Consider the following 20756-nt stretch of genomic DNA (forward strand, 5'->3'; position numbering starts at 1 on the left):
CGACGCCGGGGGGCCGTCTGCCCCCCGGACCCCCCGAGGATATTTGAACCAAGGCAAAGAAAGGGGTTCTTCGGGATGAAGGATCAGCAGATGCAGACGGTCGCGCGCGCGATCAACTGGAACCGTCTGGACGACGACAAGGACCTGGAGGTCTGGAACCGGCTGACGGTGAACTTCTGGCTGCCGGAAAAGGTGCCGCTGTCGAACGACGTGCAAAGCTGGGGCACGCTGCGCCCGGCCGAACGCGAACTGACGATCCGCGTCTTTACCGGGCTGACGCTGCTGGACACCGTGCAGAACATCGTCGGCGCGCCGTCGCTGATGCCCGACGCGATCACCCCGCACGAGGAAGCGGTGCTGTCCAACATCGCCTTCATGGAGGCGGTCCATGCACGATCCTATTCCTCGATCTTTTCCACCCTGTGCCTGACCAAGGAAGTGGACGAGGCCTTTCGCTGGGCCGAGGAAAACCCGCATCTGCAAGCCAAGGCCCGGCTGATCCTCGAGGAATACAAGGCCGGGGCTGATCCGCTGAAACGCAAGATCGCGTCCGTGTTCCTGGAAAGCTTTCTGTTCTATTCGGGCTTTTATCTGCCGATGTACTGGTCCAGCCGCGCCAAGCTGACCAACACCGCCGACCTGATCCGCCTCATCATCCGCGACGAGGCGGTGCATGGATATTATGTCGGCTACAAGTTCCAGCGGGGCCTGGAGCGCGTGGGCGAGGCGCGGCGGGCCGAATTGAAGGACTTCGCCTTTTCGCTGATGTTCGAGCTGTACGACATCGAGCAGCGGTACACGGCGGAACTGTATGACGGGATCGGGCTGACCGAGGATGTGAAGGCGTTCCTGCACTATAACGCGAACAAGGCGTTGCAGAACCTTGGATATGAAGCCCTTTTCCCGGCCCAGGTCTGCGAGGTGAACCCCGCGATCCTGGCCGCGCTGTCGCCCGACAGCGAGAACCACGATTTCTTCAGCGGATCGGGGTCGTCCTATGTCATCGGCAAGGCGGTCGCGACCGAGGACGAGGACTGGGATTTCTAAGCCAGGTTGCGCAGAACGGCCGGGATCATGTCCGGCAGGTCGTCTGCGATCAGTCCGGGGCCGAACAGGCGCGCGGCCCTGGCGTGGATCAGCGTGGCCATTCCGGCCGCGTCGAAGGGTTGAAAATTCCGCGCCAGCAGACCCGTAACCATTCCTGCCAGCACATCGCCCGCGCCCGCCGTGGCCAGCCAAGGGATGTCGAAGGCGGAGTGGATATTGGCACGTTCGTCGGGATCGGCGATCACGCTGTCCGGTCCTTTCAGCAGGATCGTGACCCCGCTGCGGGCGGCGGCGGCGCGTGCGGCGTCCAGCTTGGACCAGGCGGGGCCTCGGGTCGGCAGCGCATTCAGGCGTTCGGCCAGATCGGGGAACAGGCGCGCAAACTCGCCCATGTGGGGCGTGAGAACGCAACCCTTGGGCAAACCTGCGAATGGGTTCGGTCTGCGGGACAGCGCGGTCAGGGCGTCGGCATCCAGAACGGCGGCGCGGCCCGAGTCGAGCAAGGCCTCCAGCAAAAGGTCCGCGCGGTCCACCCCGCAACCCGGACCCAGGCAAAGGGCGGTGATTCGACTGTCTTCAAGCAGCTTGCCCAGATCCTCGGCGGTATCGACCGGACGCAGCATCAGCGCGTCGGGCGGGCGGATGTGATCCGGCATCGCCGCCTGCGGCGGGCAGACCGTCACCAAGCCTGCGCCCATGCGCAATGCCGCGCGCGCCGAAAGACGTGCCGCGCCCCCATGCCCGGATGGTCCCGCAAGGATCAAGGCATGGCCATGGTCGTATTTGTGCCCGTCAGGCTTGATGATCTTTCCACGGACCAGGCGATGGATCCGCGGTCCCGGCGGCCATCCCGGCAGGCCGATATCGGCCACGACCACGTCGCGGCACAGATCGGGACCATCGGCCATCAAATGACCGGGCTTCAAGCTGCCGAATGTCACGGTCAGATCCGCGCCCCAGACTGTCAGGTCATCCTCGGCCAGCAATCGGCCGCTGTCGGCGCAAAGGCCGCTGGGAACGTCGATGGCCACGACATGATCGACGCTGGGGCTGCGGGGGCCGCCGGACGAACTGTGAACGGCGTCGTAGATGCCGTCGAAAACGTTCCACAGACTGTTTGCAAGGGGCCGCGACAGGCCGATGCCGAACAAGGCGTCCACCAGAACTTCGGCCTGATAGCACTCTGCGCCGTTCGGCGTGATACGGCCCACCGGTCCGATCGCCCGCCAGCGGTCGTGATTGGTCCGGGCATCCGGGGGAAGGCTGTCTGGATCGCCCAGCAGGTCCACCTGAACCTTCCACCCCCGGCCTGCGAGCAGGCGGGCCACCACGAAGCCGTCGCCGCCGTTGTTGCCGGGGCCGCACAGGACGATTGCCCTGCTTGGAAGACCAGGGGAATGGCGGTGGTAATTGGGCCATTTGCACAAGATCGCGGCAACGACGGCGGCGCCTGCCCGTTCCATCAGTTCCAGCCCGGAAGTCCGCCCATCCTGGATGGCCTTGGTTTCCAGGGCGCGCATTTGGGCGGTTGTCGAAACTTCGCGGCCCGTAAACATATCGTCTGCCTTTTTATTAGACTCTCAGCACAAAAAACAGGCAAAAACCACCGGCCGTTCCGCTTGTCAAAGCAAACCGCACCACACGCCGTTTACCCCTGACAGGAAACCCGCCAATCAGGCTTCAGGCAAGCCGCGAGGAAGGATCAGTGCGATGAAGAAGGTCGAGGCGATCATCAAGCCGTTCAAGCTGGACGACGTGAAGGAGGCGCTGCAAGAGGTGGGCGTGCAGGGTCTTTCCGTCACCGAGGTCAAGGGCTTCGGCCGCCAGAAGGGGCACACCGAACTGTATCGCGGCGCGGAATATGTGGTGGACTTCCTGCCCAAGGTGAAGATCGAGATGGTCCTGCCCGACGATCAGGTCGACGCGGCGGTGGACGCCATCGTCAGCGCGGCGCGCACCGAAAAGATCGGCGACGGCAAGATTTTCGTTTCGCCTGTCGAGCAGGCAATCCGCATCCGCACGGGCGAAACCGGCGACGACGCGGTCTGAGCACAACAAGAAACAGCAATCCCAACAGGATTTTCGTGCCCGGCGCCAGGACGACCGGGCCGCATCTGCGAAGAAAGGGAAGAGATGACAGTCAACGAGGTTTTGAAGCTGCTGAAGAACGAGGAGGTCGCCTATGTGGACGTCCGCTTCACCGACCCCAAGGGCAAGCTTCAGCACGTGACGCTGGACGTGGATCTGATCGACGAGGATTTCTTCGAGGAAGGCTTCATGTTCGACGGATCCTCCATCGCCGGGTGGAAGTCGATCGACCAGTCCGACATGAAGCTGATGCCCGACCCCGCGTCGGCCTATCTGGATCCGTTCTATGCGGAAAAGACGCTTTGCGTGCATTGCAACGTGGTCGAACCCGACACCGGCGAAGCCTATGCCCGCGACCCGCGCGGCACCGCCGTCAAGGCCGAGGCCTATCTGAAATCCTCGGGCATCGGCGACGCGGCCTATTTCGGCCCCGAGGCCGAGTTTTTCATCTTTGACGACGTGCGCTATCAGGTCACGCCGCAGAAGGTGTCCTATCAGATCGACGCGACCGACGCCGCCTGGAACACCGACACCGAATACGAAATGGGCAACCAGGGCCACCGCGCGGCCCACAAGGGCGGCTATTTTCCGGTGAACCCCATCGACGCCGCCCAGGACATCCGGGGCGAGATGCTGTCCACCATGAAGCGCATGGGCATGAAGGTCGACAAGCACCACCACGAGGTCGCCAGCGCGCAGCACGAACTGGGCCTGATCTTCGGCGGTCTGGTCGAACAGGCCGACAACATCCAGAAATACAAATACGTCATCCACAACGTGGCCCACGCCTATGGCAAGTCGGTGACGTTCATGCCCAAGCCCATGAAGGGCGACAACGGGTCGGGGATGCATGTGAACATGTCGATCTGGAAGGACGGCAAGCCGCTGTTTTCCGGCGACAAATATGCCGACCTGTCGCAAGAGGCGCTGTATTTCATCGGCGGCATCCTGAAGCACGCCAAGGCGCTGAACGCGCTGACCAACCCCGCGACCAACAGCTACAAGCGGCTGATTCCCGGTTTCGAGGCCCCAGTGCTGCGCGCCTATTCGGCCCGCAACCGGTCGGGCTGCGTGCGCATTCCGTGGACGGAATCGCCCAAGGCCAAGCGGGTCGAGGCGCGGTTCCCCGATCCGGCGGCCAACCCCTATCTGGCCTTCGCGGCCCTGCTGATGGCGGGCCTGGACGGGATCCGGAACCGGATCGATCCCGGCCCCGCGTCGGACAAGGATCTGTACGACCTGCCGCCCGAGGAACTGGCCGAGATCCCGACCGTCTGCGGTTCGCTGCGCGAGGCGCTGGAGGAGCTGGAAAAGGACATGGATTTCCTGCTGGCGGGCGACGTGTTCACCCGCGACCAGCTGGACGCCTATATCAAGCTGAAGTGGGAGGAGGTCTATGCCTATGAGCATACGCCCCATCCCATCGAATACGCCATGTATTACAGCTGCTGACAACGCGGGACAGTGATCGGAAAAGGCGCCCTTCGGGGCGCCTTTTCATGTCAGGCGCAGCGCGGACATGAACTCCAGAAAGCCGCGCATCGCCCCCGTCAGCAGCTTGCCCGACGGATAGACAAGGTTCACGGGCAGGTCGGGCAGGGCATAGTCGGTCATCAGCGCGACAAGCCTGCCGTCCGCGATGTTGTCGCCGATCAGGAATTCCGGCAGCAGCGCCACGCCCCGGCCATTCAGGGCCATGGAATGCAGAAGTTCGGTGTTGTTGCTGGAAAAGCTTGCCCGGATGGGCTGGCGGATCGTCCGACTGCCCCGGCGCAGCGGCCAGGTCAGGTTGCCGGGCAGATTGGTGTAATGCAGACAGTCGTGGCGCAGCAGGTCCGAAGGCGTCTGTGGCGTCCCGCTGCGCGCCAGATAGTCCGGCGACGCCACCAGCAGGATGCGCGCCGAATGCAGCCGCCGGGCGTGCAGCGTGGAATCGGACAGGGTTCCGATTCGGATCACCGCGTCAAAGCCTTCGCCGATGATGTCGCTGGCGCCATCGTCCAGAACCACCTGAATCCTGATGTCGCGGTATTGTTCCATGAAATCCAGCAGATAGGGTTGCAGGACTTTCAGCGTGTAAAAGATCGGGCTGCCGATCTTCAGCGTTCCCGACTGGGTGGCGGTCGTTGCCCGGACCGCTTCGGTGGCCGCGTCCAGCCGCGCCAGAACCTCGCCCAGATCGCGGTGAAAGGTCAGGCCGACCGCCGTGGGCGTGACCTTGCGCGTGCTGCGCGACAACAGCCGGACGCCAAGGTCAGCTTCCAGATCCGCGACGTGCTTGCTGCACAGGCTGCGGGAGATTCCCAGCCGCTGCGCGGCGGCAGCAAAGCTGCCCTCGTCCACGACGCTGACGAAGGTGCGAAAGACGTTGGTATCCATGCGCCATCATGCACCCACGGCGCGAAAAGGAAAACCGCCCCAGGGGTCGGGGGCGGTTCTCGGGGCGGCGGTTGCGGATCAGCGGATATAGGTCGAGCGTTCGCCGGGGGCGGTGAAGTCGCTGACCGTCAGGGTGGTGTTGGCCTCGACGCCCACGCGGGCCAGTTCCGCACTGGACAGAACTTGCGCCGCCTCGACCTCGATGGGATTCTGGGCGACGACGGGGGCAGAGGGCATGTCATGATCGACATTGCCGGTGCCAAGGGCCTGGGCCGATCCTGCTGCGAGAGCAACGGCGCCGACAAGTGCTGCAAGGGTTTTCATTCGTTCGTTCCTTCTGTTTCGTTTCTATGAAACAGATATAACGCACTGATAAGGAATGAATTAGACGCTCAATTATGGCTTCAGTGTTCGACGATGCTGCACAATCGCCGACCCTAATCCTCGGCCACGATATCGACGCTGTGGCTGCCCGACTGCGATCCTGCCACCCGCATCGACCCCGTGACCGGGGCCACGTCGCCGTAGTCGCGGCCGTAACCGATGGTGACATGGTTCGCGGCCACGAAGCAGGCGTTGGTGGGGTCGTATTCGCACCACCCGGCCTCGGCCCCGGTCCAGGCGCGGACCCAGGCGTGCATGGCGTCCGCGCCTTCCAGCCGGGGCTTGCCGGGCGGCGGGGCGGTGCGCAGAAAGCCCGACACATAGGCCGCCGGGATTCCCAGTGACCGCAAGCCGGAAATCATGATCTGGGAAAAATCCTGGCAGACCCCGTGCCGCCCGGCAAAGGCCTGGGCGATGGGGGTGTCCACCTCGGTCGCGCGGGCGTCGAAGCGCATGTGGCTGTGCAGGCTGCGGCCCAGGCATTCCACCGCCTCGCGCACGGTCGAGGCGTCGCCGCAGGCCGTCCGGGCAAAGACCGCAATCGGTTCCAGCAGCGGAATCCGGGGCGAGGCGCGCAGGAAATGGCGCGGCGACTGCGGGCCAAGATCGGTGATGTCGTCCAGGTCGGCGGGCAGGCCGTCCAGCGTCGCCGACAGATCCAGTTCCGATTCCCCGGCGTGGCGCAGCACCCGGCCCGTCATGTCGAAACGGATTTGCGTCAGCCCGGCGGGCAGGGCAAGCTGCGTCACCTCGTTGCCGAAGAAATCGATAAAGCCGCTGCGCTCGGACGGGGGCGGGGTGATGGCGATGCTGGTCTGCTGGACCTCTTGCATCCCCGGCAGGTCGGCGGGACTGATGCGCAGCAACTGCCGCCCGGCGCCTGTGGGGCGGGCAAAGTCGTAACGGATGGACAGGCGCAGGCGATACAGCATCAGTGGAAATAGGTCGTTGTCAGGACATCGGACAGCGTGGCGATGCGCCCCCGCAGCGCCCACAGATCCTCGGTCGTCAGGCCGTCTGGATCGGCGGTGGCCAAGTCGGCGTGCAGCCGCAGCACCTGCCGGGCCAGCGGCGACAGCGCGCCGTGGTCGTTGGCGGCGGGCAGGGCGTCCACCTGTTCGCGCAACCCGTCGATCTGGTGGCGCAGCGCGCGCGGGTTCATCGGATCCAGGGCCAACAGGTCGATCACCGTGCTGCGCGACGCGTTCAGCGCAAAGCGGCGGCGATGGGTCAGGATGCTGTCGCCGACCTCGATCGCCAGATCCAGGGCGCCTTCGGGGGCCTTGGGATCGCACAGCACCGCCAGCAGCGCGGCCGTGCCCATGGCGCGTTCGTGCAGCCGCCCGATGGTCAGGAACCGCCAGCCGACGAAACGGTACATGTTTTCGTGCACCAGCCCCGAAATCCCCGCCAGTTTGCGCAGCAGCGCCGACAGCGCGCGGGCGGCGTCATCGCCCGGCGCGGCCTTTCCGGCCATACGGCGGGCGCTGCGGTCGATGTCGTGCAGCGCCGACCAGGCGTCGGGGGAAAAGCGGTCGCGCACGCTGCCGGCGCTGCCGATGGCGGCGGCAAGGTTGTCCAGCAGCTTTTGCGGGATCGCCTGCCTGGGATCCAGACCCATCTGGCGGAACAGCGGATCGACACCCGCAAGCAGGGGCGCGCCGGCCGTGCCCGATTCGGCCAGGCGCGTGTGATAGGCGCGCATCAGCCGCACGATCCCCTCGGCCCGTTCGGCATAGCGGCCCAGCCAGAACAGGTTGTCGGCCGCGCGCGCGGGCAGGCCGCCGGGGATCAGCCGCTTGTCCGCGCCATCGGCCTGGCGGGCCATGGTGATGACCGGCACCGGGGTCTTGCTGACCACCCAGACATCGGCCGCGCCGCCGCCTTCCTGCATGGCGATGGCCGACACGTCCGCGCCCGCGCCGATCCGCGCAAACCCCCCCGGCATCACCGCCCAGCCATCCGGGACGCGGGCCAGATACACGCGCAGCGTCATCGGGCGCGGCACAAGCCGACCGGCGACCAGGGCGGGCGTGGTGGACAGGGTCACGGTTTCCTGCGCGACCAGATCGCCGCCCCGGTCCGAGAGGCGACGGTCCAGATCCTCGGGCGACAGGGCTGCGGCGCGGACAAGGTCGTCCTTGGGGTCGAAGGGCAGCCGGGTCGTCAGCGCGTCGGCCAGCACCAACCGCCCCGGATTGGCAAGCACCGCGGCGCGGGCGGTGGCAGCGCCACACCACCAGGTCGCGATATTGGGCATGGCCAGCGGCGCGCGCACCAGTTCGGGCGCAAGCTGGGGCAAAAAGGCCATCAGCGCGCGGGTTTCCAGGATGCCGGACCCCACAGCATTCACCATCGTGACCGTGCCCGCCCGCAGCGCCGCGACCATGCCGGGCGTGCCGATGCGCGACGCCGGATCCAGTTCCAGCGGATCGGCGTAATTCCCGTCCAGCCGGCGCCACAGCACATCGACCTGCCGCATCCCCTGCACCGTGCGCACCATCAGCCGGTTCCGCGAGACGCCCAGATCGTCGCCCTCCAGCAGGGTGAAGCCCAGATAGCGGGCGATATAGGCGTGTTCGAAATAGGTCTCGTTCATCGGGCCGGGGGTCAGGATCGCCACCCGGCGGTCGCTGTCCCGCGACGGCGGGCGCAACGCATCGCGGAAATCGCGAAAGAATCCGGCAAGGCGGTGCACGTTTTCGGCCGGGTACAGGTCCGAAAACGCCCGCGTGGTGGCAACGCGGTTTTCCAGGGCATAGCCCGCCCCCGATGGCGCCTGGGTGCGGTCGGCCAGCACCCACCATTTGCCGTCGGGACCGCGGCCGATCTCGAACGCCAGGAAATGCAGGAAATGTCCACCCTTGGGCTGGATGCCGACCATCGGGCGCAGCCATTCCGGGTTGCCCGCGACCAGGGCGGCGGGCAACCGGCCCGAGGCGACCAGATCGTTCGGGCCATACAGATCGGCCATCACCGATTCCAGCAGATCGGCACGCTGGCGCAGGGCCGCGCCGATGCCTTTCCATTCCTCCTCGGCCAGCAGGACGGGAAGATGGCTCAGCGGCCAGGGGCGTTCGACGGAAACGCCGCCGCCGTACTGGCGGTAGAAGACGCCGCTGTCCAGCAGGTAACGGTCTGCGCGCGACAGGTCGCGGGTCAGTTCTTCGTCGGACAGCGCGTCCAGATGCGTGACCATCCGCCGCCACAAGGGCCGGATCCGGCCGTCGGGCAGGGCCATTTCGTCCGGGATGCCGGGCAGGGGGCGATAGGCCGCGGTCCGCGACGGGCCCGCCGTATGCGCCCGTTCGCCCGCCATCACATCCCCGGCGCCCGGCGCAGATCCAGCGTCAGCGGAAATTCGCGGTGGATTCGTTCGGCATGGATCGCATGGCCATGCCCCGGCCTGTGGCCGTGGGGCGTGAAGCGCGCCAGACGCCGCGCCTCGGCCTCGTTTCCATTGACGGGAAAGGTGTCGTAATTGCGCCCGCCGGGATGGGCCACATGATACACGCAGCCGCCCAGCGGACGGTTCGACCAGGTGTCGAGGATGTCAAAGGTCAGCGGCGCATCGACGCCCAGAACCGGATGCAGGGCCGATGCAGGTTGCCACGCCTTGAAGCGCACGCCCGCCACCGATTCCCCCGCGCCGATGGGCGTCAGCGGCGCCGGGCGCCCGTTGCACAGCACCTGATACCGCGACGGATCCGCCGCCGACAGTTTCACCTGCAAGCGTTCGGTCGAACTGTCGGTGTATCGCACCGTGCCGCCGATGGTGCCGGTTTCGCCCAGCACGTGCCAAGGCTCCAGCGCCTGGCGCAGTTCCAGGTGGACCCCCTCGACCTCGACCTCGACCTCGCCGCAGAAGGGGAACCGGAATTCGGCCTGGGCCTTGAACCAGTCCTGCTGCATCGGAAAGCCGTGGTCCGTCAGGTCGCGCAGCACGTCGCGGAAATCGGCCCAGACGAAATGCGGCAGCATGAAGCGGTCGTGCAGCGCCGTGCCCCAACGGGTCAGGTCGCCCGTCGCGGGCGTCTTCCAGAACCGGGCGATCAGCGCGCGCAGCAGCAGTTGCTGCGCCAGGCTCATCCGCGCGTCCGGCGGCATCTCGAAGCCCCGGAATTCCACCAGGCCCAGGCGCCCGGTGGGGCCGTCGGGGGAATACAGCTTGTCGATGCAGATTTCCGCCCGGTGCGTGTTGCCGGTCACGTCGGTCAGGATGTTGCGCAGCAGCCGGTCGGTCAGCCAGGGCAGGGGCGGAGCGCCCCGGTCGGGGGCGGGGATCTGGGCCAGCGCGATTTCCAGCTCATAAAGCGAATCGTGCCGCGCCTCGTCGATGCGGGGGGCCTGGCTGGTCGGGCCGATGAACAGGCCGGAAAACAGATAGGACAGCGAGGGATGCCGGTTCCAGTGCAGGATCAGGCTGGCCAGCAGGTCCGGGCGGCGCAGGAAGGGACTGTCGTTGGTGGTTGCGCCCCCCACGACGACATGGTTGCCGCCGCCGGTGCCGGTATGCTTGCCGTCGATCATGAACTTTTCGGCGCCCAGCCGCGACTGGCGCGCGTCGTCATAGACCCCCTGGGTGATCGCCACGCAATCGTCCCAGTCGGCGGCGGGGTGGATGTTCACCTCGATCACGCCGGGGTCGGGGGCGACGCGGATCACGTTCAGGCGGGGGTCGTGGGGCGGCGCATAGCCTTCGACATGCACTTTCAGGTTCAGGCGCAGGGCCGCGGCCTCGACCGCGCGCAGCAGGTCCAGGTATTCCTCCAGCGTCGCAACCGGCGGCATGAACACGCAGAGGCGCCCGTTCTTGGGTTCCACCGACAGGGCCGTGCGGACGGTGCCTTGCAATTCGTGGGCACCCTCGCCCAGCGGATAGGGCTGGCCCTGCTGGCTGACATCCTGCACCGGGTCGTTGTGAACAAAGCTGGCCATCGCCTGCGATTTGCGCTGCGGGGCCAGCGGGGCGGGGGCGGGCAGAGGCGCGCGTTCGACGGTGGGATCGGTCGGGTTGATATAGGGATAGACCGATGGCGGTAGCCAAGGCAGCGAATTCAGCGGCAGGCGGTATCCGACCGGGCTGTCGCCGGGCACCAGAAACACATGGCCCCGCCGCAGGCGCCAGCGTTCGGAATACCAGTGCAGCCCCGCCTTCGACTGCCAGGCCTGGACCGGCAGCACAAATCCCGTGGGCGTGGTCAGGCCCCGGTTGAAGACGGCGGCGATGCGGTGGCGCGCCTCGGGGTCGTCCAGCTTGCTGTTTTCGGGTGTGACATTGGCGGGCAGGTTCGCCTCGCGCACCAGCCATTCGGCCGGGTCTTCATAGGCGGGCAGGATGTTTTCGTCGGAAACGCCCAATTCGGCGGCCATTTCCCGCAGCAGTTCCTGCGCCTGCAAGGGCGTGACCGCACCATCGTCCGTTTCCTGCGCGATCAGGCCGGGGTTCTGCCAGACGGGCTGGCCGTCGCGGCGCCAATACAGCGAAAAGGTCCAGCGGGGCAGGGTTTCACCCGGATACCACTTGCCCTGGCCGTAATGCAGGAACCCGTTCGGGGCGAACCGGGTGCGCAGCTTGCGGATCAGCACGTCGGCGCGATGGCGTTTGACGGGGCCGACCGCATCGGTGTTCCATTCGGGGGATTCGAAATCGTCGATGGACACGAAGGTGGGTTCCCCGCCCATGGTCAGGCGCACGTCGCCGCCGCGCAGCGCCGCATCGACCTGGTGGCCCAGACGGTTCAGGTCGTCCCAGGCCTCGTCGCTGAACGGCTTGGTGATGCGCGGATGTTCGGCCACCCGGCGCACCTGCATGTCGAAGTCGAAATCGACCTCGGCAAAGCTGGCCACGCCGCTGATGGGCGCGCAGCTGCGGTAATGGGGCGCGGCGGCCAGCGGGATGTGGCTTTCGCCGGTCAGCAGGCCGGATGTGGGGTCCAGCCCGATCCAGCCCGCGCCGGGCAGATACACCTCGGCCCAGGCGTGCAGGTCGGTGAAGTCATGTTCGGTCCCCGACGGCCCGTCCAGGGCCTTGAGGTCGGGCTTCAACTGGATCAGGTATCCCGACACGAACCGGGCGGCGAACCCCAGGTGCCTCAGCGCGTTGACCAGCAGCCAGCTGGAATCGCGGCAGGACGCGCTGCGCAGGGCCAGCGTTTCCTCGGGCGTCTGCACGCCGGGTTCCATGCGGATAGTATAGGTCGTCTCGGCCGCGATGCGGGCATTCAGCGCCACCACGAAATCGACGGTGCGGGTCCGGTCGCGCGGCACACTGTCCAGCAGCCTTTGCAGCAGCGGCCCAGCGGGTTCGACGGCGCGATAGGGGACCAGTTCCTCGGCCAGTTCGGGGGCGTATTCGAAGGGCCATTCCTCGGCGCTGTCCTCGACGAAGAAATCGAACGGGTTATAGACGGTCATGTCCGCGACCAGATCGACCTCGATCTTCAACTCGCGCACGGGTTCGGGAAACACGAACCGCGCCAGCCAGTTGCCGAACGGATCCTGCTGGTGGTTCACGAAATGGCCTTCCGGCGTGACCTTCAGCGAATGGGAGATGACGCGGGTGCGCGAATGCGGCGCCGGGCGCAGGCGGATCACCTGGGGGCCAAGGACCACCGGACGGTCGTAGGTGTAATGCGTCAGGTGGTAGATGCTGGCCTTGATCGACATGCGCGCTGCCCCGTTGGTCTTTTTTGCAGCTTACACATTGCAAAGCGCGGCGCGAGAAGGAAAGCCGGGGCACCGCCATTGCCGTTGCGATGGGGCGCCTGCCTGGATTTTGCGCAGGCTGTCGCCCAGCCGGTCCCATTCGTCGCGGCCGCGGGGAATGGCCAGCCGCAGCCGCAGGTCGGACCACCGGAACCGCTGCACCCGGATTCGCGAATGCGCCAGGTGACGCTGCGCGGCGGCGGCGTCGGGGGTGTCATAGAACCGGAACAGATGCGTGCCCCCGGCCACACGCCAGCCTGCGGCGGTGGCCATGCGGTCCAGGCGCAGCGCGGCCTCGGCCAGATAGAAGATCGTGTCGTCGGTCCAGGTCCGGTCCGCCATCGCCAGGGCGGCGATGCGCAGCGCGGATTCGTCCGGGGCGGGTTCGTCGGACAGGCGGGCAAGCAGGCCCGGATGGGCCACGACCAGGCCCAGACGCAGCCCCGCCAGCCCCCAGAAGGCGCGAAGATTGCGCAGGATCAGCGCGTTCGCCGGCAGCGCCGGGGACAGGGACAGATCCGGGCGGGCATCGGCAAGCCCTTCGTCCACGATCAGGTGTCCGACGTGGCGGGCCAGTCCGATCAAATCCCCGGTCCGCCAGGCACGGCCGTCCTGGGCATTCGGATTGACGACGACCGCCAGATCCGCGCCCGCCATCGCCAGGGGCGTTGGGACGGGACAGACCCGCCAGCCGGCCGCCCGAAGGCTGTGGGCGTAAGAATCCCGGCCCGGCGCGATCACCGCGGCCCGCCCGGCGGGCAGAAGGCGCGCGATCCGGGACAGCACCGCCCTGTTGTCGTCCGCGACCATCCTGATCTGCGACGGCAGGCAGCCGAACCGGCCCGCCGCGATCCCGGTCAGACGGTCCGCCGCCGTCGCCCGCGGCGCCGGGGTGTCGCGGACCGGGGGTGGCAGATCGGCCACAGGCCAGGGGCTTCGGTTGACGGCGACAGAGAGATCGATCCGGTCCGCCCGCGCGGTTCCTGCTGCTGCATCGCCTGCATCCGAGCGTCCGTCACGGTCCATGATCCGCCCTTGTGCCGAGCAATGCCGAAGGCTTTTGATTAACGGAACCAAAACCTTGCTTCAATCGTTCAATCAGATTCCGCTTTACAGGACGGCAAATCCCTTTCACGGTATTTCGTGGCGGCAGTCGGGCAGGTCAAGCCCGATCGCGCCGTGTGACCAAGGGTTTGGCGGCGGCAGAATCGCTTTCCCTGAAAGGCAGGATGGCAGGAATGGCACAAGCGGAAGCGATCTTTCCGATCGATGAAATTCACCCCATCGACATTGTCGAGGCGGTGGCTGTCCATCACGACTGGGACTTCGACCGTCCGGCTCGTGACCAGATCGTCATGGTGGTGCAGGGCCAGTGGCGCAGTTATTCCCTGACCCTCGCCTGGTCGGCGAGAGAGGAGGAGCTGCGCCTGATCTGCTCGTTCGATCTGGATCCGCCCGCGGATCGGCTGCCCCAGGTTTACGAAACTCTGAACCTTGCCAACGATCAGGTCTGGGACGGCGGCTTCACCTTCTGGTCGCGGCAGCGCCTGATGGTCTGGCGCTATGGCCTGGTGCTGGCGGGCGATGCCTATGCCTCGGCCGAACAGGTGGACCAGATGATCGCCAACGCGCTGATATCGTGCGAACGCTTCTATCCGTCCTTTCAACTGGTCGCATGGGGCAACAGCAGCCCCGCCGCCGCACTGGACATCGCCCTGGGCGAAGCCTACGGACGGGCATAGGGGCGCATCGGCCCCGCGACACGGGGGGGGGCCGGATGGGCGATTTCGACGAACTCAACACACGGGGGCTGGTGCTGGTCGGCTGCGGGCGCATGGGCGGCGCGATGCTGCGGGGTTGGCTGGCGCGGGGGCTGGAACCCGGCGCTGTGACGGTGATCGATCCGCGCCTTGCGCCCGAATGGCTGGACAAGGGGCTGCGCGTGAACGCCGCCCTGCCAGACGACCCGGCGGTGCTGGTCCTCGCGGTCAAGCCGCAGATGATGGCCGATGCGCTGGGCGGGGTGCCGGTGCTGTCGGACACGCTGGTCCTGTCGGTCGCCGCAGGCACCACCATCGCCACGTTCGAGGCGGCCTTTCCCGGCGCCCCCATCGTCCGCGTCATGCCGAACACCCCCGCCGCCATCGGCAAGGGCATCAGCGCCCTGATCGGCAACGACCGCGCGTCGGCGGCGCATCTGGATCTTGCGGAAACGCTGATGGCCGCCGTGGGCCGGGTCGTCCGGCTGGACAGCGAAGACCAGATGGACGCCGTGACCGGCCTGTCCGGCAGCGGCCCGGCCTATGTCTTCCATCTGATCGAAGCGATGGCCAAGGCCGGAGAGGCGCAGGGCCTGCCTGCCGCGCTGTCGCTGGAACTGGCGCGCATGACCGTGGCGGGGGCGGGCGCCCTGGCCATCGACGCCGACGAGGATCCGGCGGTCCTGCGCGCGAATGTCACCTCGCCGGGCGGCACCACCGCCGCCGGACTGCGCGTTCTGATGGACCCCGATACCGGCCTGCCGCCCTTGATGGCGCGCACCATCGCCGCCGCGGCCGACCGGGGGCGCGAACTGGGCAGGGCGGCGCAATGACCATCAGCTTCGACGATTTCCAAAAGGTCGATATCCGCGTCGCCACCGTCATCCGCGCCGAACCCTTTCCCGAGGCGAGAAAGCCCGCGATCAGGCTGTGGCTGGACGTGGGGGATCTGGGGGAACGCAAATCCTCGGCCCAGATCACCCGGCATTACGACCCCGACCGGCTGGTCGGCCGGCAGGTGCTGTGCGTGGTGAACTTTCCGCCCCGCCAGATCGGCCCCGTCCGGTCCGAGGTGCTGGTCCTGGGCGTTCCCGACCCCGATGGCGAGGTCGTTCTGATCCGCCCCGACCTGGATGTCCCGAACGGAGGAAGGCTGTTCTGATGAAGCTGCTTGTGACCCGCCAGATGACCGCCCGCGCCACGCAGGCGATCCGCGACCGGTTCGACGCGACCTTCGGCGACGAGACCCCGCTTGGCCCGTCCGAGGCCGCGCAGGCCCTGGCCGATTACGACGCCATCATGCCGACCTTGGGCGATGCCTTTCCGGCATCGGCCTTTCAGGGCGAACCACGCTGCCGGATCCTCGCCAACTTCGGGGCGGGCTACAATCACATCGACGTCCGGGCGGCGGCGGATGCCGGGGTGGTCGTGACCAACACCCCCGATGTCGTGACCGAGGCCACGGCCGACATCGCCCTGACCCTGATCCTGATGACCATGCGCCGCGCCAGCGAAGGCGAACGGATCCTGCGCGCGGGGCAATGGACCGGCTGGAAGCCGACGCAGCTTCTGGGCGGCCATGCGACCGGCAGCACGGTCGGCATCGTCGGCATGGGACGGATCGGCCAGGCCGTCGCCCGCCGCTGTCATTTCGGGTTCGGGATGGACGTGGTGTTCTTCAACCGCAGCATCGTGACGGGCCTGGATGTCCCCGCCCGGCAGATCGCCGACCTGGACGACATGCTGGCCCGGTCGGACGTGGCCGTCGTCGCCGTGCCCGGCGGCGCGGGCACCCGCCACCTGATCGGGGCCGCGCAGATGGCCGCGCTTGGCCCGGCCGGCTATCTTGTCAATATCGCCCGTGGCGACGTGGTGGACGAGGCGGCCCTGATCGACGCGCTGACCGACCGCCGCATCGCGGGCGCGGGTCTGGACGTGTATGAACGCGAACCGGTCGTGCCGCAGGCGCTGCGGGACGCGCCGAACGCGACCCTGCTGCCGCACCTTGGCACGGCAACCGACGATGTCCGGACGGCGATGGGTCTGCGCGCCCTGGACAACCTGGCGGCCTTCGCGCGGGGCGACGCACCTCACGATCGGGTGAACTGAACGGCGCTCCCTGGAACCCGTGCGCCCAGCCGATGTTGGTTCGTCACACAGCTTCGACAGGAGACTCGCATGAACTGGGACATCATCCAGGGTAAGTGGAAACAGGTCAAAGGGTCCGTCAAGGAAAAATGGGGCGACCTGACCGACGACGAACTGGACCAGATCGACGGTAACAAGGATCAGCTGGCCGGCAAGCTGCAAGAGAAATACGGCTGGTCCAAGAATGACGCGGAACGCCAGATCGACGATCACTTCCGCGACCGCACGTTCTGAGATCATCGGACGGAGCAAGGGAAAAGGGTGCCGCTCTGGCGCCCTTTTTCGTGGCGCGGCGGCACGATAACCAGAACGCAGGTCCGGCCGGGGGGGCGCTGCCATGATGTATTCCTATGTCATCCGTCATGGGCGCATCGCCCTTCAGGACAAGGGCGCCGATCCGGCCGACGCGACCTGGATCGACCTGATCGCCCCCAGCCGGGAAGAGGTTGCGGTGCTGGGGCGCCTGGGCGTCGAGGTCCCGACCCTGGCGGACATGGAGGAGATCGAAATCTCGAACCGCCTGTACCGCGAGGAGGGCCTGGATTACATGACCGCGGTTCTTCCCGGCGAACGGGGCGACGGCAACCGTGTCATCATGCCGGTCAGCTTCATCCTGTCGCCCAAGCGGCTGGTGACGGTGCGCCATCATTCGCCCCGGCCCTTTCTGACCTATCCCGAACGCGGCGAACGGTCCACGCTGGGCTGCGCCACCCCCCATCGCCTGTTCATCGGCCTGGTCGAGGAAATCGTCGCCCGTCTGGCCGACATCCTGGAGGGATCGGGCCGTCTGCTGGACGAAACCACCATGGGCATCTTCGAAATCCGGTCTACGCGCGGGCAGGGCAACCGCTTGCACGCCGCCCTGCGCCACGTCGGCCGGGAAGCCGAGGCCATGGCCCGCGTCCGCCTGTCCCTGCTGACGGTGGAACGGATGCTGGCCTTCTATATCGCGACCATCGACGAACAGCCGGAAGCGGGCCGCCTGCGTCCCGTGGTCAAGGGGCAGTTGCGCGACATCCAGGCGCTGGAGGTCCATGCGGATTTCCTGGGGTCTCGGGTCAGCCTGGCGGTCGATACCACCCTGGGCATGATTAACCTGGAACAGAACAACACCGTGCGCGTCCTGTCAGTGGTGGCGGCGCTGTTTCTGCCGCCCACGCTGATCGCCAGCATCTATGGCATGAACTTTGACGTCATGCCCGAACTGGACTGGGTTCTGGGCTATCCCATGGCGCTTGGCCTGATGGCCGCCACGGCGGCGGTGACATGGCTGGTGCTGCGGTGGAAGAACTGGCTGTGACCCGCGCCGGATCCGCCGGTCCGACGAAATGACGCAAAGGCACTTGTCGCATTCCGGCCATCCGCCTATTGGTCGGGGACGAACAGGGAGAAATTCATGCGCTCGTCCTTATCCTATCTTCGCTGGCCGCTGATCGTGACGTTCGCCGGGATCGTCCTGGCCGGTTGGCTGGGACTTCGCTATACCGGGACAACCGGGGGGATGCTGTCGTTCCTGATGATCGCCGTCGTCCTGGCGATCCTGGAAATCTCGCTGTCTTTCGACAACGCCATCGTCAACGCCAACAAGCTCAAGGAAATGACGCCCGAATGGCAGCGCCGCTTCCTGACCTGGGGGATCCTGATCGCGGTGTTCGGCATGCGGATCGTGTTTCCGCTGCTGATCGTGGTGATCGCCGCCCGGATCGGGCCATGGGCCGCCGTCGAGCTGGCCGCCACCAACCCCGAGGAATATTCCCGCCTGATCGGCGAGGCTCATCTGCCCATCGCGGCTTTCGGCGGGGCCTTCCTGATGCTGGTGGCGCTGACCTTCTTTTTCGACCAGGGCAAGGAGGTGGACTGGATCGGCAAGATCGAGCGTGCCTTGCGCCGTTGCGGATCCGTTCGCGGGATGGAGGTCGGCTTTGTCCTTATCATCATCCTGGTCTTCGTCTGGCTGCTGCCGGTCGGCGACGAACAGGTGTTCATGTTCAGCGGCATATGGGGGATCGTGACCTTTCTGGCGGTGGATGCGCTGGGGCATGTCCTTGACCGCTGGGGCAAGGCGCAGGAAGCGTCCCACACCGCCGCCCAGGCCGGCCTGGGCGGGTTCCTGTATCTCGAGGTTCTGGACGCGTCCTTCAGCTTTGACGGCGTGATCGGCGCCTTTGCGCTGACCCAGAACCTGTTCCTGATCGCCATCGGTCTGGGCATCGGCGCGATGTATGTGCGGTCGATGACCGTCATGCTGGTGGAACGCGGCACGCTGGCCGAGTTCCGGTACCTGGAGCATGGCGCCTTCTGGTCGATCCTGATCCTGTCGATCATCATGTTCGGCCAGACGATGTGGCACCTGCCCGAGGTCGTGACCGGCCTTCTGGGCGCCACGTTCATCGCCACCGCCTTCATCAATTCGGTGATGTGGAACCGCCGCCACCGGGGCGCGGTCGAATAGGACAGGAAAAGGCCGGGGGTTTCACACCCCCGGACCCCCGTGGGATATTTCGGCCAAGGCAAAGGGCGCGGCGCAGGTCGCGCCTTTTTCACATCTGATCGATCAGGTCCAGCATGTCCGGCGGGATCTGCTGTTCATGCAAGGTGAAGCTGCGGGTCCGGCGGTCTTCGGTCACGGTGATGCGATAGGTGATCCGGTCCGCGCAGTCGCCGCAGGGCTGGCGTGCCAGGCGCGCCAGTTCGTCGGGTTCGAACGCGTCGGACAGATCCTGCCGCATCGGTTCGGGCTGGTCCGACACGTCGATGGTCTTGTGCAGGTTGGCGGCGGCGATGCCCCCGAACCCGCCCTGCGCCGCGATTTCGATAATCATGGCGATGATCCCCCGCTGATGGGGGGAATCTAGGCCTAGATCGCGATTCCGACAAGTTTCCAAGCGCGGCGCAGCATCACCGTCTCGATGCTGCCGCGTCCCGCCAGTTCGATGGCCGAATCCATCGTCTGGTCCGCCCAATCCGAAAAGCTGGCCATGGGATTGTTCAGCGTTTGCAGCGCCCGATACCAGATCCGGCCCGGCAGTTCCCAGGCGCGCCCGCCCAGATAGGCGCAGAACAGATAGAAGGCGTGGTTCGGAATCCCCGAATTGATGTGCACGCCGCCGTTGTCGTCGCTGGTGGTGACGAAATGATCCATGTGCCAGGGCTGCGGATCCTGGCCCAGCAGGTCGTCGGCATAGGCGGTGCCCGGCGCCTTCATGCTGCGCAGGGCCGCGCCGGTGATGCCGGGGCCGAGGATGCCGCGCCCCACCAGCCAGTCGGCCTGATGCGCCTCTTGTCCCAGGGCGCGTTGCAGCGACAGGCTGCCAAAGACATCGGCGATGCTTTCGTTCAGCGCGCCCGACTGGTTTTCATAGATCAGCCCGCCCGAATGCTGGATGACGCCATGGGCCATCTCGTGCCCGATCACCGACAGTTCCAGAAAGGTTCGGAAGATCTTGCCGTCGCCGGTGCCATAGGCCATCTGCGTGCCGTTCCAGAAGGCGTTGTTGTAATTGCGCCGGTGATGGACCGTGGCGATCAGGGGCATCCCTTCGCCGTCCAGGGAATTGCGGCCGTATTCCTCGGCGAACAGGGAAAACACCTGACCCGCCGCGTCATAGGCGGTATCGGCATCGGCGATGCCGGTGGGATCGTCGCCTTCGGACCGCAGCAGCTTTCCGGGCAGGGCGGCGCGGAACTGGCCGTCGTGGATGCGTCGTTCGGGGCAACACAGCCCCTCGGCCGGGGACACGGCGGCCGTGGCATAGGCCCCCCTGAACGGATCCGGGGGCGGCAGGCCCGCGCCCATCAGTTCCGCCCGTTCGTCGCGCAGCTTTTCGGTCTGCTTCAGCAGGGTCCGCGCCATTTCGGCGACCTGGGGATCGCCGCGCAGGGCCAGCACCCGCAGCATATAGGGCGGCACGATGCAGAGAAGCGGGTCATGGGCAGCCCGAGAGCCGGAGCGGAAGCACATCGGCAGGATCCCTTCTGGTGTCGAATCAACCATAACACAGGCGGCATCCAGAACAAAGCAAGAACAAAAACACGACATGGTTGTTTGCAATTGTTCCAGATTGATATTTTATTTTATTATTAAATGCCAAAACATAAAATGAATATGATAGTGTCGAGCAGTTTAACAATTGACGGAGTTTTACCAGATAGTGCCCCGTGGCGTGGTGTAGGAGCGCCGACCCTCGGAAAGGTCAGGGCCTGATCAGGACGCCACGGCGGGCAGCCTGACATTGGGATTGT

The 20756-nt window shown here is 66.2% G+C and carries 19 protein-coding genes; 10 read left to right on the forward strand and 9 right to left on the reverse strand.

The window, feature by feature from the left end; genetic code table 11:
• Positions 1–75: 75 nt before the first annotated feature.
• The gene (gene nrdF / locus CHB77_RS15405; protein ID WP_089389064.1) at positions 76–1047 is read left to right on the forward strand and encodes a class 1b ribonucleoside-diphosphate reductase subunit beta; all 972 of its coding nucleotides are present in this window, start codon (positions 76–78) and stop codon (positions 1045–1047) included.
• Here the strand turns inward: nrdF and CHB77_RS15410 are convergent.
• Complete coding sequence (locus CHB77_RS15410) at positions 1044–2603, reverse strand: NAD(P)H-hydrate dehydratase (RefSeq protein ID WP_089389065.1); 1560 nt, start codon at positions 2601–2603, stop codon at positions 1044–1046. The genes nrdF and CHB77_RS15410 overlap by 4 nt on opposite strands.
• Before the next feature lie 154 nt (positions 2604–2757).
• Between CHB77_RS15410 and CHB77_RS15415 the strand changes: the two genes are divergently transcribed.
• Positions 2758–3096 carry a P-II family nitrogen regulator gene (locus CHB77_RS15415; RefSeq protein WP_089389066.1) on the forward strand — a complete coding sequence of 113 codons (339 nt, stop codon included), beginning with the start codon at positions 2758–2760 and terminating at the stop codon, positions 3094–3096.
• Positions 3097–3180: 84 nt separating this feature from the next.
• Positions 3181–4587, forward strand: a complete 1407-nt coding sequence (gene glnA / locus CHB77_RS15420) for a type I glutamate--ammonia ligase (RefSeq protein WP_089389067.1) — start codon at positions 3181–3183, stop codon at positions 4585–4587.
• A 45-nt stretch (positions 4588–4632) separates the two neighbouring features.
• On the opposite strand, the gene CHB77_RS15425 is transcribed toward glnA, so the two are convergent.
• The 6 genes from CHB77_RS15425 to CHB77_RS15450 form a co-directional block, all read right to left on the reverse strand.
• On the reverse strand, positions 4633–5514 hold the full coding sequence (locus CHB77_RS15425) for a LysR family transcriptional regulator (RefSeq protein ID WP_089389068.1): 882 nt from the start codon (positions 5512–5514) through the stop codon (positions 4633–4635).
• 78 nt (positions 5515–5592) lie between these two features.
• Positions 5593–5838: a hypothetical protein gene (locus tag CHB77_RS15430; RefSeq protein WP_089389069.1), complete on the reverse strand. Its 246-nt coding sequence runs from the start codon at positions 5836–5838 to the stop codon at positions 5593–5595.
• Between the two features lie 113 nt (positions 5839–5951).
• Complete coding sequence (locus CHB77_RS15435; RefSeq protein WP_089389070.1) at positions 5952–6830, reverse strand: transglutaminase family protein; 879 nt, start codon at positions 6828–6830, stop codon at positions 5952–5954.
• On the reverse strand, positions 6830–9217 hold the full coding sequence (locus CHB77_RS15440; protein WP_089389071.1) for a circularly permuted type 2 ATP-grasp protein: 2388 nt from the start codon (positions 9215–9217) through the stop codon (positions 6830–6832). Before CHB77_RS15440 ends, CHB77_RS15435 begins: the two co-directional genes overlap by 1 nt.
• Positions 9217–12567, reverse strand: a complete 3351-nt coding sequence (locus CHB77_RS15445) for a transglutaminase family protein (RefSeq protein ID WP_089389072.1) — start codon at positions 12565–12567, stop codon at positions 9217–9219. The genes CHB77_RS15440 and CHB77_RS15445 overlap by 1 nt, the downstream gene beginning before the upstream one ends.
• Positions 12568–12597: 30 nt before the next feature.
• Entirely contained in the window at positions 12598–13632 is a 1035-nt protein-coding gene (locus CHB77_RS15450; protein ID WP_089389073.1) for a hypothetical protein, read from the reverse strand.
• A gap of 212 nt (positions 13633–13844) precedes the next feature.
• Here CHB77_RS15450 and CHB77_RS15455 point away from each other — a divergent pair, with 212 nt between their 5' ends.
• The 7 genes from CHB77_RS15455 (at position 13845) to CHB77_RS15485 (ending at position 18966) form a co-directional block, all read left to right on the forward strand.
• Positions 13845–14348 carry a type III secretion system chaperone family protein gene (locus CHB77_RS15455; RefSeq protein WP_089389074.1) on the forward strand — a complete coding sequence of 168 codons (504 nt, stop codon included), beginning with the start codon at positions 13845–13847 and terminating at the stop codon, positions 14346–14348.
• 35 nt (positions 14349–14383) lie between these two features.
• Positions 14384–15199, forward strand: coding sequence for a pyrroline-5-carboxylate reductase (gene proC / locus CHB77_RS15460; protein WP_089389075.1), 816 nt, complete (start codon positions 14384–14386; stop codon positions 15197–15199).
• A complete protein-coding gene (locus tag CHB77_RS15465) occupies positions 15196–15528 on the forward strand; it encodes a tRNA-binding protein (protein WP_089389076.1) in 333 nt (110 codons plus the stop codon). The genes proC and CHB77_RS15465 overlap by 4 nt, the downstream gene beginning before the upstream one ends.
• Positions 15528–16475 (forward strand): 2-hydroxyacid dehydrogenase, encoded by a 948-nt coding sequence (locus CHB77_RS15470; RefSeq protein ID WP_089389077.1) that lies wholly within the window; start codon positions 15528–15530, stop codon positions 16473–16475. The genes CHB77_RS15465 and CHB77_RS15470 overlap by 1 nt, the downstream gene beginning before the upstream one ends.
• Positions 16476–16544: 69 nt before the next feature.
• Positions 16545–16748, forward strand: a complete 204-nt coding sequence (locus CHB77_RS15475) for a CsbD family protein (protein WP_089389078.1) — start codon at positions 16545–16547, stop codon at positions 16746–16748.
• 103 nt (positions 16749–16851) lie between these two features.
• Positions 16852–17814 (forward strand): magnesium transporter CorA family protein, encoded by a 963-nt coding sequence (locus tag CHB77_RS15480; RefSeq protein WP_089389079.1) that lies wholly within the window; start codon positions 16852–16854, stop codon positions 17812–17814.
• Between the two features lie 96 nt (positions 17815–17910).
• A complete protein-coding gene (locus tag CHB77_RS15485) occupies positions 17911–18966 on the forward strand; it encodes a DUF475 domain-containing protein (protein WP_089389080.1) in 1056 nt (351 codons plus the stop codon).
• A gap of 88 nt (positions 18967–19054) precedes the next feature.
• Here the strand turns inward: CHB77_RS15485 and CHB77_RS15490 are convergent, their stop codons facing one another.
• Positions 19055–19336, reverse strand: a complete 282-nt coding sequence (locus CHB77_RS15490) for a protealysin inhibitor emfourin (protein WP_089389081.1) — start codon at positions 19334–19336, stop codon at positions 19055–19057.
• Between the two features lie 35 nt (positions 19337–19371).
• A complete protein-coding gene (locus CHB77_RS15495; protein ID WP_089389082.1) occupies positions 19372–20475 on the reverse strand; it encodes a M4 family metallopeptidase in 1104 nt (367 codons plus the stop codon).
• Between the last annotated feature and the right edge of the window lie 281 nt (positions 20476–20756).

Origin of the sequence: Paracoccus sediminis (genome assembly GCF_900188295.1) — a bacterium.
Taxonomy (GTDB): Bacteria; Pseudomonadota; Alphaproteobacteria; order Rhodobacterales; family Rhodobacteraceae; genus Paracoccus; species Paracoccus sediminis.

Coding starts and splice junctions, on each gene's coding strand:
- CHB77_RS15430 (WP_089389069.1), bottom strand. CDS start 5,838: ATGAAAACCCTTGCAGCACTTGTCGGCGCCGTTGCTCTCGCAGCAGGA.
- CHB77_RS15455 (WP_089389074.1), top strand. CDS start 13,845: ATGGCACAAGCGGAAGCGATCTTTCCGATCGATGAAATTCACCCCATC.
- proC (WP_089389075.1), top strand. CDS start 14,384: ATGGGCGATTTCGACGAACTCAACACACGGGGGCTGGTGCTGGTCGGC.
- CHB77_RS15475 (WP_089389078.1), top strand. CDS start 16,545: ATGAACTGGGACATCATCCAGGGTAAGTGGAAACAGGTCAAAGGGTCC.
- CHB77_RS15450 (WP_089389073.1), bottom strand. CDS start 13,632: ATGGACCGTGACGGACGCTCGGATGCAGGCGATGCAGCAGCAGGAACC.
- CHB77_RS15490 (WP_089389081.1), bottom strand. CDS start 19,336: ATGATTATCGAAATCGCGGCGCAGGGCGGGTTCGGGGGCATCGCCGCC.
- CHB77_RS15410 (WP_089389065.1), bottom strand. CDS start 2,603: ATGTTTACGGGCCGCGAAGTTTCGACAACCGCCCAAATGCGCGCCCTG.
- CHB77_RS15495 (WP_089389082.1), bottom strand. CDS start 20,475: ATGTGCTTCCGCTCCGGCTCTCGGGCTGCCCATGACCCGCTTCTCTGC.
- CHB77_RS15425 (WP_089389068.1), bottom strand. CDS start 5,514: ATGGATACCAACGTCTTTCGCACCTTCGTCAGCGTCGTGGACGAGGGC.
- CHB77_RS15465 (WP_089389076.1), top strand. CDS start 15,196: ATGACCATCAGCTTCGACGATTTCCAAAAGGTCGATATCCGCGTCGCC.
- CHB77_RS15440 (WP_089389071.1), bottom strand. CDS start 9,217: ATGGCGGGCGAACGGGCGCATACGGCGGGCCCGTCGCGGACCGCGGCC.
- CHB77_RS15485 (WP_089389080.1), top strand. CDS start 17,911: ATGCGCTCGTCCTTATCCTATCTTCGCTGGCCGCTGATCGTGACGTTC.
- CHB77_RS15435 (WP_089389070.1), bottom strand. CDS start 6,830: ATGCTGTATCGCCTGCGCCTGTCCATCCGTTACGACTTTGCCCGCCCC.
- CHB77_RS15415 (WP_089389066.1), top strand. CDS start 2,758: ATGAAGAAGGTCGAGGCGATCATCAAGCCGTTCAAGCTGGACGACGTG.
- nrdF (WP_089389064.1), top strand. CDS start 76: ATGAAGGATCAGCAGATGCAGACGGTCGCGCGCGCGATCAACTGGAAC.
- CHB77_RS15480 (WP_089389079.1), top strand. CDS start 16,852: ATGATGTATTCCTATGTCATCCGTCATGGGCGCATCGCCCTTCAGGAC.
- CHB77_RS15445 (WP_089389072.1), bottom strand. CDS start 12,567: ATGTCGATCAAGGCCAGCATCTACCACCTGACGCATTACACCTACGAC.
- CHB77_RS15470 (WP_089389077.1), top strand. CDS start 15,528: ATGAAGCTGCTTGTGACCCGCCAGATGACCGCCCGCGCCACGCAGGCG.
- glnA (WP_089389067.1), top strand. CDS start 3,181: ATGACAGTCAACGAGGTTTTGAAGCTGCTGAAGAACGAGGAGGTCGCC.